This window comes from Mycolicibacterium chengduense (assembly GCF_033741155.1).
Taxonomy (GTDB): domain Bacteria; phylum Actinomycetota; class Actinomycetes; order Mycobacteriales; family Mycobacteriaceae; genus Mycobacterium.
Genome location: NZ_JAWQNH010000003.1, coordinates 456,004 through 473,826, shown reverse-complemented (window position 1 = coordinate 473,826; position 17,823 = coordinate 456,004). Strand labels below are relative to the sequence as shown.

Below are 17,823 nucleotides of genomic sequence, written 5' to 3'. Positions count from 1 at the left end.
GTTGACACCGCCCATGCAACGCGATTACGTTAATCGATATTCACTTCGTGGTGGTGCTGATGGTTCTCGGTGAATCGACTTCCGGCCATCGGTAGCCCTGTTCTTTCGGTGCCGACGCCATTGCGCGCGAGGCGCGCTATGCCGGGCCGAACCGGAAGCGGTAGCTCACCCGCCCTCAGGAAAAGATGCCGTGTGTGACGGGTGCCTGATCCAGAATGTGTTGGCTGATCAAGGGATTCAGCATGCCCAGCGATCCCCGTTTCAGGTCACCCAGACAGGTGACCACGTCGAGGAAGCGCTGCTGCTCGCGCCTGTCGATGACCCCTTCGGCAAGTTCAACGAACTTTGCGACGTAGTCGTTGCGCCGGAAAGGGTGCCTGCCCTGCGGGTGTGCGTCAGGCACGGCGAGCTCATCGGTGATCACCGCACCCGACTTCATCGTGATCGTCGCGCGTGCGCCTGCACCGGCCGGATTCTCGACGAGAGTGATCTGTCGGCGAAGCTCCACCGTGTCAGGCCGCTGTGCTCGCTCCGGTGAATAGGACTGGTCGTGATGCACGGCACCGTCCTGCAGCGCGACGGCGAACAGGTAGGCCACCGAGTGAGCGAGTACGTCCCGGGAGGCCAAGGGATCAGCCAGGCATGTATCCGTAGGGGCGGCCGTCACATCGGCGTCCCGTCCGGTATGCAGGACGACGGACTCGACAGCCGCGAATTGGCCGATCCGGTCGCGCATCTTCAAGGCCAGATCGATCCAAACCTGACCGTGGTAAGCGGCGGCATGCTCACGGGGGCAGCTGTCGAGAATGGCCGTCTTCGCTTCACCCGGCTCGGGTAGTCCGGCCCCACAGTCGTATTCGGTCAGCAGCGGGTCGTAGGCACCGTCGTCGTCGTATCCCCGGGGCGGGTCCGGATGGCGTTCGCCACGAATGGCGCGGTCGATGGCTTCGATCGCAATCTTGCCGGCGTAGGAAGCGGCGTAGCCTTTGCAGCCGGCGGCCGTCAGCTGCACCGTGCGGGTAAGGGCGGTGTAGATCGTCGCGGGGGACAGCCTGAGCATGGTGCCCAAGCCCGCCGTCACCGCTGCGCTCAGCGGATCGGGATGACCGGCCACCCGCTGGTGCGGATGAGTCCGCTGAGCCAGCGTGAGGTGCACCTCGTAGGTGGTCGCGATGCCGTTGATCAGATCGGCACCGCGTAGCCCCGCCTGCTGGGCGACGGCGGTCAGCGCCGGAATGGCGGCACCGGGCCACGCGTCGGCGGCGGCCGGAAACACGTCGTGCAGATCGAGGGCGTGGACCGCGACACCATTGGCGAGGGCGGCCCATTCGGCGGAGTAGGCGCCGTCGATACCGAAGATCGCGGCACCCGGCGTCCTCCGGTGCGCAAGGGCCTGGGCACGTGCCAGCGCGACAGGGTGCCGGCCTGCCGCGGCGGCGGCAACCGCCGCGTTGTCGATGATGCGGTTGATCACCATCGCCCTGACCTCGGCCGAAACCGCGGCAGGATCGGCGGCGACTTCGGCGATCTGCCAGGCTGGTCGGTTCGCGCGGGGCAGGTACTCCGCGGGCAATCGGACCTTACCCGCGGTGGTCATCGGTGAACATCGTTCGGAAGCGGCTGTCGTGGAAGATCAGCGGCGAAACGGTCTCATCCTCGGCGGCACTGATGACCTCCATGAGCACCACATCGTGATCGCCCGCGACGATCGACGTGCTGATCCGGCAGTCCAGCCAGGCCGCCGCATCGGCCAGGAAGACTGCAGAGGTATCGCCGGCGAACCACGTCAGCCCGGCGAATCGATCGGTGTTCTTGGCCGCCAACTGACGGGACAGTTGCGCGTGTCCCTCGGCGAGCACCGAGATCCCGACATGCTCTTCTCGTGCGAGCTGGGGCCAGGTCGTCGATGTGTGCTGGACGCAGATCGATACCAAGGCGGGTTCCATGGACACCGGGGTGAACGAGGTGGCCACGATACCCACCGGTTCACCATCCCGCAGGGCGCAGATGGCGGCCACGCCGGTCGGATAGCGGCCGTACAGCCTGCGAAGTCGCGACGTGTCGTGAGCGGCGTCACCGGACCTGATTTCGGTGAAAGCGTTCATGTTTCCTCTTCATCAGTGGACGTGAGGCGGTGTGCAGCAGGCGATCCGCTCGAAGGACGGACACGTGCTATCCGGCCGCGGACGAAGTCGGCGATCAACCCGGTGACCGCGTTCAGGCAGGCGTGGCCGATCTCGGGCACGGCTCCGATCGGATTGCCGAGGATGCCGTTGGGGGAGAGAGCTTTGAGACCTACGTCGAGCATGTGGGCGACAAACGCATCGTCGGTACTGACCTGGTATCCGGGGACCAGTCGATCGATGCGTACGCGTTCGGGATGTAACGCGAGCATGATCGAGGTTTCGGCGATATCGGCATGCCCACCAACACTGTCGCCGTACCCGGATGGCTGTGCCGCGGCACGCCACGCGTCGAGGATCGCCTGAGAACCGGTGAAGACGATCACCGTCAGCGGAGCCAGTTTGGCAGCGAGCCGGGCTTCGAATTCGCGCATCACCGGATAGTTCCCGATGTGCCCGGAGAACAGCACCAGGGTGGTGAAACCCGAGTCTGCCAAGTTTGCGCCGTAGTCGGCACAGATGGCTTCCAACGTCGAGGCGCGCAGCGACAGCGTCCCCGGGAAGCCGAGATGATGTGGCGAGTAGCCGACCCGTACCGTCGGCAATACCAGTGCATCCCCGAGCTCGCGGGCCACGCGGATCGCGAGCGCATCGGCATGATCTGCGTCCATCGACAACGGTAGGTGTGGACCGTGCTGCTCCACGGCGGCCAGGGGAAGGATCGCAGTGCGTGCTCCCTTTTCGATCGCGGCCGCCACCTCGCTGCTGGTCAGCCGCTCGATGCGCACTTCCCGGCCCGGGCCACCCGCGGACGCCGACTCACCCATTGTTTCGCCCCGTCAGGCGAGCCTGGCTCGAAATCCGATCCTGTTCGTGCGCGGCGTACATCTCGTCGACGAGGTCGGCGAACGAGGCGAGAACAACGCCGCGCCTGATGGTCGATTTCAACGTGAGCTCGCCGAGTTCGGCCGACAGGGCGCGCGGCAGCACGCGGAAGTCCTTGAGCTGCAACGGCCGGGCCAGTTCTGCGTTCACCTCTTGAAGCCATGCGTTCAGGGCTGACCGCTGCTCCGGCGCCGGCATCGACCTGGCCTCGTCGCTGATGCTGAGCAGGACCGTCAGGTACTTGCGGCCTTCACCCACCACGATCGCCTCATCGACCAAGGGACTGGCCTTCAGTCGCACCTCGATGGGTTGTGGGCTGACGGATTTTCCGCCGCTGGTCTTGAGCACATCCTTGATGCGGCCGATGATCGCCACCTCGCCGTCGGGACGGAACTCGACCAGATCCCCGGTGCCGTACCAACCGTCCCCCAGAGTCGATTCGGTGGCCGCCGGGTCCTGCCAGTAGCCGGTGAACAGGCAGGGGCCCTTGACCTGGAACTCGCCGTCGTCGCCGATCCGGACGGACCAGCGTGGATCGGGCAGCGATTTGCCGATGGTGCCCGGCGGGTAGAAGGACTTTTCCCACTGCACGAGCACCGGACCGCAGGTTTCGGTGGTTCCGTACATCTCGCGGAGGTCGACACCCCACATCTGCCACAACGCGGCGACTTCGGGTGTCATGGCTCCCGACGAGGTCCAGCTGACGGCAATTCGGTCCATACCGTACGTCGCGCGCAGCGGCCTGAACACCCTTCGCACACAGCGTCGGTAAAGCGCATCCAAACACCGGGGCAGCGGTTTTGCGGCCCAGCGCCGGGCACAGACGGCGCGCGCAACCGTCATGGCCGCAACATAGCGCGCGCGGAACAGCGGCCCCGACTCCTGGAGATGTTCCAGCAGTTCACCGGCGAGTTTCTCGTACATGCGAGGCGGCCAGACGATCGCGGTGGGCCGAACGGCGGTGAGCACCGCCAGGCGGTCTTCCATGGTGCAGTAGGTGACGACGAGCTTCGTCATGATCGGCACGAAGACGTTCACCAGCGCCGGCGCCACGTGTGAGAGCCCCAGGAACGCAACGGCGTCGTGCTGTACCCGGCCGATGTCCGGATAGGCCATCGCGAATGCCAACACCGAGTACTGCAGCGAACGGTGGGTGTGGATCACGCCCTTGGGGTCTCCGGTGGATCCCGACGTCCAGAACAGGACCGCGGGATGATCGATGTCACCGCCGGCGACGAGAACGCCGAACAAACCCGGTTCGGCGGCCGCGCGTGCCCAGCCCAGCTTCTGCAGCGCTTGCCAATCCGTTGCTTGCACGGTGGCCGGAAGTCCATTCGGGATCGATTCGATTCCGACCACGATGCGCAGATGCGGTGCATCCCGGGCCACCTCGGCAACCTTGCGCAGATCCGTCTCGGCCTCGGCGAAGATCGCCGTGGCCTCGCTGATCTGGAGGACCCGTGCCAGTTCGGGAACCGAACTGGTCGGGTAGACGCCCACGAGCACCGCGTCGAGGCTGTTGATGGCCAGCGCGGCGATGACCCATTCGCGTCGGGTGGCGGAGATGATCGCGACGCGGTCACCGGCCCGGACGCCGAGTTCGTAGAGACCGAGGGCAGTTTGTCGGACCTCGGTGAGGTACTCGCCCCACGTCGTTGGATGCGCGACACCGTGCTGCCATGAGGCAAACGCGACGGTATCGGGTTCGTGCGCAGCGCGATCGACCAGTAGCTGCCCGAATGTCCGGGGCGACGCCTCGAAGTTGTGCACACTGTGCAGGACAGGGATTGTGCCGGCGCTGTTGTCGTTCGGCGTGGCTGTCCGGAAAGCTCTCTCTGCGACCATGGTCTGCCTTCGTCCTTGGAGCTCGTTGGTGTTAGCGGTCTGTCGATCGACGGCTCGTGGACACCTTGTCCCGATTCCACCCGGCGCGTAGTCCTGCCGCGACCGGATCCTCGAAGTAGGTGTTCGCGGCAGTGATCGTGTTCGCCAACGACCGGTCGTCCCTGGCGTCGTCGGGGTCGTTGACGCTGCGCTTCAGTGCGCTGTAGAGGACCGGAGCCTTGGCGCCGGCGGCACGTGCCGCCTCGATGGCCGAAGCGAGCAGGGTGTCGGGCTCCGCGAGACGTTCCACCAATCCGATCCTGACGGCCTCCTCGGCCGAGAACAACTCCCCGGACAACACCATCGACCGGACGGCACGAGCGCCGATGATGCGCTGGGCTCGCTGGATGCCCTTGTCGGCGGGCAACAGCCCGTGGTTGATCTCCGGGAATCCGAATTTCGCGTTCGGGGTCGCCAAGACGGTATCGGCGAAAAGCGCGAGCTCCATGCCGCCCCCCACACAATGCCCGTTGATGGCCGCGACGAGTGGCCGGGGGAACCGATCCAGCGCAACGAGCAGGGCGTGGAAGTTGCGCATCCTTCCCTCGATCTCCGCCGGCCCCGTGCCCTCCAGCTCCTTGATGTCACCGCCGGCGGTGAAGAAGCGGGTACCTGCACCGGTGAGGACCACCGGTGCAGGTACGGCTTGGGAAGCCAACTCCGTGAAGAACGTGCATAGACTGGCGACCAGGCTGTGGTTCAACGCATTTGCGGGCGGTCGGTCCATGGTGACGACCAGCACCCCGGAGTGGTCGGCCCAGGTCAATCCGGGCAGCGCGGCGATGGCGATCTCGGTCATGTCTTGCTTACTGTCTCCCGTGACGGTGCAGCATCAACACCGTGTGCCGAGGGGAAGCGCGTCGGCCGCTTCTCGCGGAAGGCCTGCCGCGCCTCGAGATAATCGGCGCCGGCGAAATTCAGGGTTTCCAACGCGGCGGAGAGCTCCTGCTGCGGAAGCGCGTTGGTCAGCCAGCCGGTGTTCAGCGACCGCTTGGTCCACTGGATGGCGCGTTGCGATCCCAGCGCGAGATCGTCGGCGATCGCCAATGCCCGTTCGAGCACCTTCTCTCGGGGCTCCACCAGACTGACCAGTCCGATGCGTTCGGCCTCGATTCCCGTCATGCGTGCCGAGGTCAGCTGGTAGTACTTGGCCTTCGCCATGCCGACCAGCAGCGGCCAGATGAGCGATGAGTGGTCTCCCGCGACCACGCCGACGCGGGTGTGTCCGTCCATGAGTACAGCGTCCTCCGCCGCGATGCTGATGTCGGCCAGCAGCCCCAGCGACAGCCCCCAACCGACGGCCGGTCCGTTGATGGCCGAGATGACCGGCTTGTCCATGTTCAGCGTTATCATGATGCGCCTGCGCTCGGTCTCCATGAGCGCGATCGCGTCTTCCAGCGATGGATCGGGTTGCGCGACATCCATACCCGTACAAAAGCCGCGGCCGGCACCGGTGAAGACGGCCACCCGGGTCTGCGGGTCGCGGTCGATGTCGAGCAGCAGATCACCCATCATCTCGAACATCGGCATGGTCAGTGCGTTCAGGTGCTCTGGCCTGTTGAGGGTGACCAAGAGCACGCCGTTGGGCTTACGCTCGATGAGGAACTCCTCTGGATAGCGCGCGAAGATGTCGTTGCCGTTGCGGGTGCTCATCACGCCTCACCCGCGCCGACGCCAGTGACTGCTGGTTGCTTCTGCTTCATGTTGTCCTCAAAGGCTTCTCGTTCGGCATAGTGCGCGGGACGGGCGGCGCGAATGTCGGCCAGGATGGCCTCCGGAGTGCGTGCGACACCACGCGGATTCTTGAACTTCGGGATGACGTACTTCCCGAAGAGTTCGACTGATTTCATGAGTTCCTTGTGTGGCAAGCCGTCGATCCGCATCACCAGTGAATCGACGCCCAGATCGGCGAACCGCTGCACCTGGGCGATGCAGTCGTCAGGATCGCCGACGATGAATCCGGACGAGTCTTCGAACATGTACCGCTCGTCGTCGAAGTCCAGATGTTTCACCGCACCCATGTACTGGTAGTCGCTGGACAGCTTCGACAGTCGCTCGTAGGCGTCGGTGGACAGGCCAACCGTTTCCTTGAGGCCGCGCGCCCACGTGCGGGCCTCTTCGCGGGTTTCGGCGCAGTGCATGCCACCGCCGATCGCCACCAGGCGCTCGGCCTGCAGCGGATAGGTGTGGGTGGCCGAGGCCAGTGCATCGTCGTAAAGGCGGATCATGTTCTCGACGAAGTCGAACCCCAGGTAGAAGCCACCCACGATGGCACCGATGCCGAGTTCGGCGGCCGCTTTGACGGATTCGGGGCTGCCGGTCGCCATGTGGATCGGCGGGTAGGGCGTCTGGATACTTCGGGGCACCAGGCCGCGGGGCGGGATCTTGTAGTGCTCGCCGACGAAGGAGAACACGTCATTGTGCAGCGCGCGACGGATGACTTCGATCCCTTCGAGCTGCTGTGACTTGTTCTCCGAGGGGGATACCTCGAAAGCGCGTAACGAGAGCGTGGTGTTGCCCCGTCCGACGCCGAGTTCGACGCGGCCATGAGAGAGCACATCCTCGGTGGCCAGCCGTTCGGCCACGCGGATGGCGTGATTGATCCGGGTGGGGAGCAGGGTGACCAGGTGGACGAAGCGGATTCTGCTGGTCAGGGCCATCAGGTAGGGGTAGAGGACCTCGGGTGCGGAGGTGGTGGCGGTACCGATGGCCAGATGCTGCTCCGAGGTGCCGAACGCATCGAATCCCACCTCTTCGGCGAGGAGTACTTCGTCGATGAGCTCGCGATAGCGGTGCTCATACGAGGCGCCGGGGGCCGTCTCGCCCTCACTCATGAATATGAATCTCATGCTCTCTCCCTCTCCGTCGATGTGAATGAGCATTAACGTATGGGGATGGGGCTGTGCTGTCAAGAGGGCGCCGCGGACGGCAGTGAAATCAATTGTAGTGCAAGCAATTCAGCGCAACCGCTGCCTGGTATGACGCCGGCTGTCGGTGCGTCAAAATTGTTAACGGAAGTGGTGGCATCAGATGCCGAGTATGGTGGGCACCTATGGCATCGTCGGCGACGGCAAGAGTGGCGTCAGAGGGAACGGCCACCCGGAAGGGTGCATCGCAGACCCGCGGCTCGCGCCGGAAACTACTCCTCGATGCCGCGGCCGATCTGTTCCTGCACCACCCGTACGATTCGGTGACAGTCGGCATGGTGGCCACCACGGCAGGGATCTCCGGTCCGGGTCTTTACCGGCACTTCCAGAACAAGCAGACGCTGCTGATGGCGGTGGTCCAGGAGGGGCTACACCAGCTTCACCAGTTCGCTCGGGCCACTGTCGACGCCGAACCTGATGCCCGTCTCGCACTGGCGGCCATGGTCGAATTCCACGTCAGATCCGTGATCGCCGATCCGCCAAGGACTCTCATCTTCCTGAAGAACGAACACGCACTTCCCGAATCCGATCGACGACGGATTCGTCGCGAGATGAATCAGTATGCCCAGGAATGGGTTTCGGTCGTACTCCAACTCCGTCCCGATCTGTCCGAACCGCAGGCCCGCTTGTTGACACAGGCGGTGTTCTCGATGCTCAATTCAGTGGTTACCCTCAACAAGGGACTGGACCAAGACGAGATCGTCGCGACGATGTCTACTGCGGCGTTGCAAGCGTTGACCTGCCTCAGGCGCACAGGAGCCGCTGGCTGAGGTCCGACGAAGTGGAAAGCCGGCCTCTACCCACCGTAGGAGATATCGTGAGTGTTCTTGATTTGTTTCGGCTCGACGGCAAGGTCGTCATCGTCACCGGTGCGTCATCGGGTCTCGGGGTAGCCTTTGCACAGGCGTTCGCCGAAGCGGGGGCGGATGTCGCAATCGGTGCGCGTCGTACCGAAATGTTGGCGCAGACTGCAGAACTGGTGACCGCGGCCGGCCGCAGGGTGTTGCCCGTGCGTACCGACGTCGCCGACCCCGCTTCCTGCCAGAACCTGGTCGACGCAACTGTGGCCGAGTTCGGCAAAGTCGACGTGTTGATCAACAACGCCGGTGTGGGCACCGCGGTGCCGGCCACCCGTGAGACTCCCGACGAGTTCCGCCGGGTGGTCGACGTCAACCTGAACGGGTCTTACTGGATGGCGCAGGCGTGTGGTCGGATAATGCAGCCTGGTTCATCGGTGATCAACATCGCCAGCGTTCTCGGTATCACCACGGCAGGCCTGCCGCAGGCGGCCTATGCCGCCTCCAAGGCGGCTGTGATCGGCTTGACCCGAGACCTGGCTCAGCAGTGGGGATCCCGCAAGGGAATCCGGGTCAATTCATTGGCTCCGGGCTTCTTTCGATCGGAGATGACCGACGCCTACAAGCCTGGCTATCTCGACGCGCAGATGGCACGGGTTATCCTCGGCCGCACCGGCGAGCCGGTCGAGCTTGCCGCAACCGCGGTTTGGCTGGCCTCGGCTGCCGGTGCCTATTTTACTGGCCAGACGCTTGCGGTTGACGGCGGCCTGACCATAACCTGACCGAAAGCGCCTACTTTGCAGCAATTTTCGCGGGTCTGACAGCGAGCACGAGAGCCAGGGCGGCAACGGCGATCACGCCGGAGATTCCCCAGGAAACGGCGAATCCGCTCCACGGTGGTGGCGCCCCCGCATCGGCTGCGTCCACTGTGAGGGCAGCGCCGGACACCTGCGCGCCGACCGTTCCTGCTACCGCCTGGATCGCGAAGTTGAGGCCGTTGAACTCGGTCACCTTGTTCGCCGGCACACTGGACACCACGAGGTTCAATGATTGAGTCATGGACACCGTCAAACCGAAGGTGCAGAACAGCGTTGCCACGAAGACGATCACGATGCTGCCGCGTTGACCGGTAGTCAGCATCAGGACCGCGCCACTCAGAATGGAGATCGGCCCGATCGACGATGTCAGCCGGGAACCGATCACCCTGTCCAGTACCGAGATGAGCGGCGCCGTAAGCCCGATCAGGGTAGTGATCACAAGGATGACCGAGGTGACGGTCGCTGACTCACCCAGACCGTAGCCCGTGGAGGACGGCAGCTGCGTCTGAATGGGAACGTTGATGAGTGTCGAGTTGATGCAGTATCCCGCGAGGAACATCAGGCCTGACGCGGCGACGACGGCGAAACTGCGCATGAGCCGCAGGTCGATCAGCGGGTCGGCAACGGTGAGTTCGATGCGCGCGAAGAGTACGAGCGCCGTGAGTCCAGCTGCGAACAGCAGCAGCGATTCTGGTGACAGCCAGCCCCATCCGGGCGCAAATGTGAATGCCAGCAGGATGCATCCCAGCCCGATGGCGAGCAGAGCGCTGCCGGCGACGTCGATTCTCGGTCCGTCTGCCGTGCTGGTCAAGGACCGAGGAACGAAGGACCACACGGCTGCCATGCAGGCGACCAGTGCGATCACCGGGACCCAAAATAACCACCGGTAGGAGAGGTGGTCGGCGATGGGGCCCGCAATCATGGTTCCGGCCGCGGTGCTGCCGTAGATCGCCCCGACCAGTATGCCGTTCGCAGATATTGTGCGTGCTTCGCTCTGTGTGTCCCTGATGATGCCAATGGCCAGCGGCACGCTGCTCAGGCCGACACCTTGCAACAGTTGGCCGACGATCAGCATCTCGATGGACACCGATAATGCCGACATCAACGTCCCGATCGTCACGATGGCAAGCACGCCGAGGAGGGTCCGGCGTTTGTCCCACACTTCGCCCAGCCGGCTCACTATGGGCGTCGCGATGGTGCCGGTGAGTAGTACGCCGGTGAGGACCCAAGAGATCGTCGAGCCGGGCACGTGGAACTGTTCCTGCAAGATCGGTAGTGCCGGGGGCGTGACCGACTCGTTCAGGCCCTTGAATGCGGCGACGCAGGCGATCACCGAGGCAAGAATCGCACCTGCGCGTGCGCGTCGGTCGGTCGATGCCACCCTGCAGACACCGGAATCGCTTAGGGACATAGAGCTGTTCCTTCCTCAGTGCTGTACGAAGTGCTCTGCGAACAACCCGGGTCGAGCGATGCCGAAATCACCCGGTGCGACAAGGGGTCTGGCCCCGCGCGCGACTCCTTGCCGGGGCCCTCATCCAAGTGTGATTTGGCATTAACTTATGACCGCGGTGTGATGTTGTCAACAGTCCGTTGCCGACGGCAGAGACTGCTCAACACTTGCTATTTAACCCAGCTCGGAAGTCGAACCTGTTTCGAAAGCGTGAATCAGCATTAACTTTGTGACTGGCGCGGAACGGCTCGATCATCCGCCTGTCGCCACACCGTGCACGTCGCATCGATGACGGGGTTGACGCCCACCGAGTCCACCGGTTAGCGTGAGCGGGCATGCGATAACGCGTGCGGTGATGACAACCTCACAGGTCAGCGAAGAGATTCGTTGGCCTGTTTTCGTTTCTCTTCGGTGTCGGAATAGTCGATGAAGAGAGCGAGACCATGTCTGAGAAAACAGCCACAACGCAGTCGGCACTGACGGTGTTCATGCTGGTGAAGACCAACCCGGAGTGGTTGGCGCTGCCGGTGGAGCAGCGTTTCGCCGAGATGCTCACATATCTGCAGCCGGCACTCGACCGGCACCCGTCTGTTCAGCTTCGCTGGTATGACACCGAGTTCTACAGCGCGCGGGTGACCGATACGTGGATGTGGGAGACGTCCGATACTCACGACTACGAGCTCCTGGTGGAGGAACTCCGTGAAACACCGCTGTGGGACCGCTATTTCAGTATTGTCGAGATCCTGCCCGGCGTGCTCAACGCCTATGCCGACAATTACGGGAGAGACGCAATCGGGGACAGGTCGGCACGGTGATCACGACGACGCGGTAGCCGCTCTCAGCCGTTGTCCCGCCAGCTGAGCACCTGCTTGAGGGAGGTGAGGTCGTAACCGTTGTCCGCGGTCAGCTCGGTCTGGAACAGGGTGACTCCGGCCTCGCGGAAAGCGTCGGCGCTGTCCGCGTTCTCCCACAGGGTCGAACGTTCGATGTCGGCGCCGTCGCGGCCGAATGTCGTTGCCAGCTCGTCGACGCGATCACTGGACCTGCGGAAGGCATCGAGTTCCTGGAACGCGTGCCAGATGTCGGCGTGCCGGGCGACGGCCGGCAATGAGCGCTTCGGACCGGTGCCGCCGATGAGGATGGGCAGCTTGCGCACGGGCGGTGGGTTCAGTGCGGCGAGCCGGTTCTCGATACGGATCAAGCTGTCGTCGAAAAGGTCGAAACGCGAGGCAAAACTGCCGAAGTCGTAACCATAAGTGGTGTAATCCTTTTCGTACCACCCTGCTCCGAGGCCGAGAATGAGCCGGCCTCCGCTGATGTGGTCGACGGTGCGCGCCATGTCGGCGAGTAGATCAGGGTTGCGGTAGCCGACGCCGGTGACGAGCAGCCCGATCTCGGCGTGTGAGGTGATCTCACCCCACGACGCGAGTGCGGTCCAGCCCTCGAAGTTGGCCACATCGGGCTGCTCGTCGGACAGGATCGGCTTACCGTCGACGATGGCCTCCAGCGCCGGGCGGTGGAAGTGGTCGTATCCGAAGATCACGTCGACACCCAGGTCATCGGCGGCCAGGACGGCGTCGCGCCAGGTGCGGTAGTCGGGCGCACCGCCGGGTTGGATCTGCACGGCGACGCGGACGGGACGAGTCATGGGTGCTCCTGAGTCGGGGGAGGGCGACTCTTCGCGCAAGTTCGCCGGGCGCAGTTTTATTCCGGCCCGCGCTGGAATTGCTCGGTATCGGCCTTATCCCAGGATTGCCCGCGCTGCCCGCTCCGCCACGAGCATGACGGGGGCGTTGGTATTACCGGACGTGATGGTGGGCATCGCCGACGCGTCGACCACACGTAGACCGGCGACGCGATATACGCGGCAGTCGGTATCGAGCACCGTGGCAGGCGAGCTCGGAACGCCCTGAGTGTCAAAAGCACCCATGGCGCAGGTTCCCACCGGGTGGAATATCGTGGTGCCGAGTTCGCTGGCTGCCTGCTGAAGGTCGTCGTCGCTCACCAGTCGGGGGCCGGGGAGCAGCTCTTGGGGGCAGTACCGGGCCAGGGGAGCGGCCGCCATGATCTGCCGGGTCATCCGGAGACCCTGCACGGCGACGCGACGATCGGTGTCAGTGGACAGGTAATTGCAGGAGATTTTCGGGTAGATCAGCGGGTCTGCAGCGGCTATCCGTACGTGTCCGCGTGAGGTGGGGCGCAGATTGCACACCGAAGGCGTGATTGCGGCGAAAGGGTGCAGCGGGTCGCCGAACTTGGGCAGGGACAACGGCTGCACATGCCACTCCAGATCGGGACTCGCGAGTGTGGGATCACTCCTGGCGAAGGCTCCCAAGGTCGAGGGTGGCATGGTCAGTGGTCCGGAGCGGAGCATCGCGTATTGGAGCCCCATGCCACCACGGGTTATCCAGTTTCGATACAGCGTGTTGACGGTTCTGGCACCACGAATCCGGAACACCGTGCGCAGCTGTAGATGGTCCTGGAGGTTGTGACCGACTCCGGGTAGATCGACGGCAACCTGAACCTGATGTTGGGCGAGCAGTTCGGCCGGGCCGAGCCCCGAGACCTGCATGAGGTGTGGCGACCCGATCGCCCCGGCGCTGAGGATCACTTCGTGGCGGGCGCGAACGTCGAGCAGCCGGCCGTCCTTGAGCAGCCGTACACCGGTGGCCCGATGCGCCGCGGTGGTCCACGCACCGTGCCGCTGATGCCCCGGGACCTGGTCGTCGAGCAGCAGATGCAGCGCCTGGGCTCGGGTGTAGACGGTCAGGTTGGGTCGGTGGGCGATGGGGTGGAGGAAGGCGTCGGCCATCGACCAGCGCCGGCCACGCCGCTGGTTGACATGAAAATACGCGGAGCCGGAGTTGTCGCCCCTGTTGAACTCGTCGATCGGGGAAATGCCCACCTGTGCGGCGGCGGCCTGCCAGGCATCCAGGATCTTCCAGCGCACCCGCGGCCGCTCGACCCGGATCTCGCCACCGATCCCGTGCCACGGGTCGGCACCGCCGAAGTAGTCCTCCAGCTCCTTGTAGATGGCCAGTGTCTCGCCGGGCGCGTCCGATCCGCCCCACCGCCAGCGGTCGTCGCCGGTGGCCTTCGCCCACAGGTCGTAGTCGGAGGCCTGCCCGCGCATGTGGATCATCGCGTTGATCGAGGAGCAGCCGCCGATCACCTTGCCTCGCGCGTAGATGATGCTGCGGCCGGCCAGACCGGGGTCAGGCTCGGTCGTAAAGCACCAGTCGGTGCGGGGGTTGGCGATGGTGTAGAGATAGCCGACGGGCACCTTGATCCAGAACCAGTCGTCCTTGCCGCCGGCCTCGACCAGCAGGACGCGGTGAGCAGGGTTGGCGCTGAGCCGATTGGCGAGCAGGCAGCCCGCACTGCCTGCACCGATGATGACGAAATCGAATTCGGGGACAGGGCTCATCTCTGCGAACCGTTCTCCTGACCTTGGCTGCCGCATCTGCGTGCCGGTGGCCTTACAGCCATCAACCAGCCTTGAGCGGCACAATCGGCTCACCAGAGTACTTCCAGATCGGATCACGACACTATGGGACGCTCCCAGCTCATTCTCATCGACGGCGCCACCGCAGCAACGCTGGCTCAGGTCCTGCCTTTGCTCCTGCTGACACTCACCGTCGAGATGAGGCGAACGCAGGTACACCGACGTATATCGCGCTTGAAACTCGGCGCGTTCTTCCTGACCTTCGCCGCCGTCGAGACACTGCTCGTCTTATCGATCGACGGGGAGATCTACCCATTCCAATGGTTCGATCTTGTCTCGGCACTGACCATCTTCGGCCTGTTGTCGATGCTGTTCGCACTGTCGCTTCGCGACACCCGCAGGCACCACGACGACGGGATCGCAGGGCACGACGGTAGCGACGAGCTGTGACCCGTCCTCGGCTGGCGGGCAGTGGTATCCGAGCCGCCTTCTCGGGCGCTGTCCCTCAATTGCCCTGAACTACAGAGGATTCGGGGTTTCAAGCTGGTTGCCGGCTGCCTCGGCGTGTCACAACCTGGCCATCCCGTTGACCGGGCCGTGCCCGCGGCCCAGCGGATAGGCGGCACGGATGCAGTCGGTGACCCAGAGCTTCCCGAAGCGGACCGCTTCCGGAACGGAATAGCCGTGTGCCAGTGCGGCGGTGATCGCTGCGGCAAGGTTGTCGCCGGCGCCGTGATCGTGCGGGGTGTCGACGCGGGTGGCGGTGAACTCATGGAACTCGGATCCGTCGAAGAGCAGATCGCGACTGGTGCGTGACGCTCGCAGGTGGCCACCCTTGACGAGCACCCACCGCGGTCCCAACGCGTGTAGCGCCCGGGCCGCGGCGCGTTGGCTTTCGTCGTCGACGACGTCGATGCCGACAAGCAGGCGTACTTCGTCCAGGTTGGGTGTCACCAGCGTGGCCAAGGAGATCAGGTCGTCGCGGATGGCGTCGAGCGCACTGGGGTGCAGGAGTGGCTCACCGACGTTGGACGCGCAGACCGGATCGACGACCAACGGCACCGCTGTGTCGAGCCCTTCGGATCTCCAGGTCGTGACGATGGTCCCGATGATCTCGCTGGACGGCAGCATGCCCGTCTTGGCTGCCTCGATACCGATATCGGAGGCCACCGCGCTGATCTGCCCGGCGACGATATCGACGGGAATCTCGTGGAACTTCTTGACACCCAACGTGTTCTGCACCGTGACGGCTGTCACCGCCGCGCAACCATGCACGCCCAGCATCGCGAAGGCGCGCAGGTCGGCCTGCAGACCTGCGCTGCCGCCGGAATCGGACCCGGCGATCGTCATGACCCGGTGCGGTGTGTGTCCCGGTGGCGGCAGCGGAAGGGCGTGGGCGTCGGCCATGGCTCAGTGTATCGAGGGTTGTTCGATACCCGAGTGAGGTTGTTGCGTCATTCCGTGGCGGCCCACGAGCACAGCAACGACAGCGCCTCGGCGCTCGGGGAACCGGCATCGGCGTGGTAGACCACCAATTCCTGACCCGGGCTTGAGCGCACGTCGAAGGTCTGCATGGTCAGGGTCATCACTCCGACCTCGGGGTGACGAAATGTCTTTTGCTGTAGTGCTTTCCGTCGAGCATCGTGGCGATTCCACAACTGAGCGAAGGCCGGGCTGGCCGCCAGCAACTCGTCGCGTACCGTGCGAAGCCGGACGTCGTTGGGTGCCAGGCCGAAACCATGACGGAAACCGGCCACCGCGTCCTCGGCGACAACCGACCAGTTGCAGTAGAAGGTGTGCGCGTCGGGTTCGGTGAAGATCACGTGCATCAGGTTCTTGGAGTGCGTCCACTGCAGGAACATGGCATCGGCGATCCGGTTGCTGGCGAGGACGTCAAAGGCTCGGTTGTAGACGAAGGCGGGATTGAGCGGCCACATGTCGAGCAGGTCGAGTAGCGCTGGGTCGACGCGAGCGCTGACGTTGCCACGCTCCTGAGGGCTCAGACCCGCCAGTCGAAACAGATGTTCGCGAGCGTCGTCGGCGAGCTGCAGGACAACGGACAACGCGTCGACGACCTGGGGTGAGGGGTGACGTTCCCGGCCCTGCTCGAGCCGCATGTAGTAGTCGACGCTCATCCCGGCCAGTAGCGCCACTTCTTCTCGGCGCAGTCCACTGACCCGGCGCACGCCTGCGCTCGGAAGTCCGACATCGGCGGGGGACACCTCGGCGCGGCGCGCTCGCAAGTACTCGCCGAGACCGTCGCCGCCCATGTCGACAGTCTAAGCGCCGCGTCGTCAGCGAAAGGTGGGTGCATTGCAGCCACCCTGTTCTCGCCGTGCCTGACTAGCGTCGGTATGCGAACGACGAAGTGCGAGGAAGGATCACACTCAATGGTCAGTTACCGGCTTGTCGGACGGTCGGGGCTTCGCGTACACCCGCTATCGCTGGGGACGATGACCTTCGGTACGCGATGGGGGTGGGGTGCCGATCGCGACACCGCCACACAAATATTCGACGCCTACGTCGAGCGCGGCGGCAATCTGATCGACACCGCGGTCAACTACACCGATGGTGAATCCGAGCGCCTGGTCGGTGAACTCATCGCCCCTCGGCGCGATCAGCTCGTCCTGTCGACGAAGTACACCATGTCGCGCCGCCCCGATGACGCCAACTCCGGGGGAAACCACCGGCTGAACATGATCCGATCCGTCGAGACGAGTCTGCGCCAGTTGGACACCGATCGCATCGATCTGTTGTACGTGCACGCCTGGGACTTCACCACCTCGCCTGAGGAGATCATGCGCGGTCTCGACGACTTGGTCCGCACCGGCAAGGTGGTGTACGTCGGCATCTCCGACGCGCCGGCGTGGCGCATAGCTCAAATGCAGACCCTTGCCGATTTGCGCGGGTGGTCGCCGCTGATCGCGCTGCAGATCGAATACAGCCTCGTACAACGCACCGTCGAGCATGAATTGATCCCGATGGCAGCCGAACTGGGCCTGGGCGTGATGCCGTGGTCACCGCTCGGCGGGGGCGTGTTGACCGGCAAGTACACCGCGGAGCACCTCGAGCACCAAGCCACCGACTCGGCAGCGGGAACCCGGCCCGGCGTCATCGCCTCCAGCGGCAATATGACTCGACGCGCGCTGGAGATCGCCGATGTCGTCGGATCGATCGCTGCCGAGATCGACGCGACGCCGGCGCAGGTCGCATTGGCGTGGGTGTTGCAGCAGTCGGCCGTCACGTCACCGATCATCGGAGCGCGCACGGTGTCCCAAGCCGTGCAGAATCTCGATGCGCTCGACGTCACGCTCGGAGATGATCAGTTGGCTCGTCTCGACAAGGTCAGTGACCCCGGCGCGATCTTCCCCGGCAAGTTCCTGGCCAGACCCATGACGCGGAAATTGATCTTCGGTGAGACCACGATCGACTTCAGCCGCCCCGCTGCGCGTACCCCGCTCTAGTCACTCCGGGAACGGGTGCGCTGCACCCAA

At 64.4% G+C, this 17,823-nt stretch carries 17 protein-coding genes; 5 read left to right on the top strand and 12 right to left on the bottom strand.

The window, feature by feature from the left end:
* Positions 1-175 precede the first annotated feature (175 nt).
* The 7 genes from SBI67_RS12725 to SBI67_RS12695 are packed head-to-tail and all read right to left on the bottom strand — an operon-like array spanning position 176 to position 7,741.
* Entirely contained in the window at positions 176-1,597 is a 1,422-nt protein-coding gene (locus SBI67_RS12725; protein ID WP_318980900.1) for an MmgE/PrpD family protein, read from the bottom strand.
* Complete coding sequence (locus SBI67_RS12720; protein ID WP_318980899.1) at positions 1,581-2,105, bottom strand: flavin reductase family protein; 525 nt, start codon at positions 2,103-2,105, stop codon at positions 1,581-1,583. The genes SBI67_RS12725 and SBI67_RS12720 overlap by 17 nt, the downstream gene beginning before the upstream one ends.
* Positions 2,102-2,950: a creatininase family protein gene (locus SBI67_RS12715; RefSeq protein ID WP_318980898.1), complete on the bottom strand. Its 849-nt coding sequence runs from the start codon at positions 2,948-2,950 to the stop codon at positions 2,102-2,104. The genes SBI67_RS12720 and SBI67_RS12715 overlap by 4 nt, the downstream gene beginning before the upstream one ends.
* On the bottom strand, positions 2,943-4,853 hold the full coding sequence (locus tag SBI67_RS12710; protein WP_318980897.1) for an AMP-dependent synthetase/ligase: 1,911 nt from the start codon (positions 4,851-4,853) through the stop codon (positions 2,943-2,945). The genes SBI67_RS12715 and SBI67_RS12710 overlap by 8 nt, the downstream gene beginning before the upstream one ends.
* A 31-nt stretch (positions 4,854-4,884) precedes the next feature.
* Positions 4,885-5,691 (bottom strand): enoyl-CoA hydratase/isomerase family protein, encoded by an 807-nt coding sequence (locus SBI67_RS12705; RefSeq protein WP_318980896.1) that lies wholly within the window; start codon positions 5,689-5,691, stop codon positions 4,885-4,887.
* Positions 5,688-6,545 (bottom strand): enoyl-CoA hydratase-related protein, encoded by an 858-nt coding sequence (locus tag SBI67_RS12700; protein WP_318980895.1) that lies wholly within the window; start codon positions 6,543-6,545, stop codon positions 5,688-5,690. The genes SBI67_RS12705 and SBI67_RS12700 overlap by 4 nt, the downstream gene beginning before the upstream one ends.
* Positions 6,545-7,741, bottom strand: a complete 1,197-nt coding sequence (locus tag SBI67_RS12695) for an LLM class flavin-dependent oxidoreductase (protein WP_318980894.1) — start codon at positions 7,739-7,741, stop codon at positions 6,545-6,547. Before SBI67_RS12695 ends, SBI67_RS12700 begins: the two co-directional genes overlap by 1 nt.
* A gap of 203 nt (positions 7,742-7,944) precedes the next feature.
* Between SBI67_RS12695 and SBI67_RS12690 the strand changes: the two genes are divergently transcribed.
* Both SBI67_RS12690 and SBI67_RS12685 read left to right on the top strand, forming a co-directional pair.
* Positions 7,945-8,589: a TetR/AcrR family transcriptional regulator gene (locus SBI67_RS12690; RefSeq protein WP_318980893.1), complete on the top strand. Its 645-nt coding sequence runs from the start codon at positions 7,945-7,947 to the stop codon at positions 8,587-8,589.
* Between the two features lie 47 nt (positions 8,590-8,636).
* Positions 8,637-9,398, top strand: a complete 762-nt coding sequence (locus SBI67_RS12685; protein ID WP_318981323.1) for an SDR family NAD(P)-dependent oxidoreductase — start codon at positions 8,637-8,639, stop codon at positions 9,396-9,398.
* A 10-nt stretch (positions 9,399-9,408) separates the two neighbouring features.
* On the opposite strand, the gene SBI67_RS12680 is transcribed toward SBI67_RS12685, so the two are convergent.
* The gene (locus tag SBI67_RS12680; RefSeq protein WP_318980892.1) at positions 9,409-10,815 is read right to left on the bottom strand and encodes an MFS transporter; all 1,407 of its coding nucleotides are present in this window, start codon (positions 10,813-10,815) and stop codon (positions 9,409-9,411) included.
* Positions 10,816-11,327: 512 nt separating this feature from the next.
* Between SBI67_RS12680 and SBI67_RS12675 the strand changes: the two genes are divergently transcribed.
* Positions 11,328-11,699: a darcynin family protein gene (locus tag SBI67_RS12675; protein ID WP_318980891.1), complete on the top strand. Its 372-nt coding sequence runs from the start codon at positions 11,328-11,330 to the stop codon at positions 11,697-11,699.
* Positions 11,700-11,722: 23 nt separating this feature from the next.
* Here SBI67_RS12675 and SBI67_RS12670 read toward each other — a convergent pair whose 3' ends face one another.
* Together SBI67_RS12670 and SBI67_RS12665 are read right to left on the bottom strand one after the other, a co-directional pair.
* A complete protein-coding gene (locus SBI67_RS12670; RefSeq protein WP_318980890.1) occupies positions 11,723-12,532 on the bottom strand; it encodes an LLM class F420-dependent oxidoreductase in 810 nt (269 codons plus the stop codon).
* 93 nt (positions 12,533-12,625) lie between these two features.
* On the bottom strand, positions 12,626-14,311 hold the full coding sequence (locus tag SBI67_RS12665) for a GMC family oxidoreductase (RefSeq protein WP_318980889.1): 1,686 nt from the start codon (positions 14,309-14,311) through the stop codon (positions 12,626-12,628).
* A gap of 123 nt (positions 14,312-14,434) precedes the next feature.
* Here SBI67_RS12665 and SBI67_RS12660 point away from each other — a divergent pair, with 123 nt between their 5' ends.
* A complete protein-coding gene (locus SBI67_RS12660) occupies positions 14,435-14,779 on the top strand; it encodes a hypothetical protein (RefSeq protein ID WP_318980888.1) in 345 nt (114 codons plus the stop codon).
* A 117-nt stretch (positions 14,780-14,896) separates the two neighbouring features.
* On the opposite strand, the gene thiD is transcribed toward SBI67_RS12660, so the two are convergent.
* On the bottom strand, positions 14,897-15,736 hold the full coding sequence (gene thiD / locus SBI67_RS12655) for a bifunctional hydroxymethylpyrimidine kinase/phosphomethylpyrimidine kinase (RefSeq protein ID WP_318980887.1): 840 nt from the start codon (positions 15,734-15,736) through the stop codon (positions 14,897-14,899).
* Between the two features lie 47 nt (positions 15,737-15,783).
* Positions 15,784-16,599, bottom strand: a complete 816-nt coding sequence (locus tag SBI67_RS12650; protein WP_318980886.1) for a helix-turn-helix transcriptional regulator — start codon at positions 16,597-16,599, stop codon at positions 15,784-15,786.
* A gap of 84 nt (positions 16,600-16,683) precedes the next feature.
* Here SBI67_RS12650 and SBI67_RS12645 point away from each other — a divergent pair, with 84 nt between their 5' ends.
* The gene (locus tag SBI67_RS12645; protein WP_318980885.1) at positions 16,684-17,793 is read left to right on the top strand and encodes an aldo/keto reductase; all 1,110 of its coding nucleotides are present in this window, start codon (positions 16,684-16,686) and stop codon (positions 17,791-17,793) included.
* Positions 17,794-17,823 lie beyond the last annotated feature (30 nt).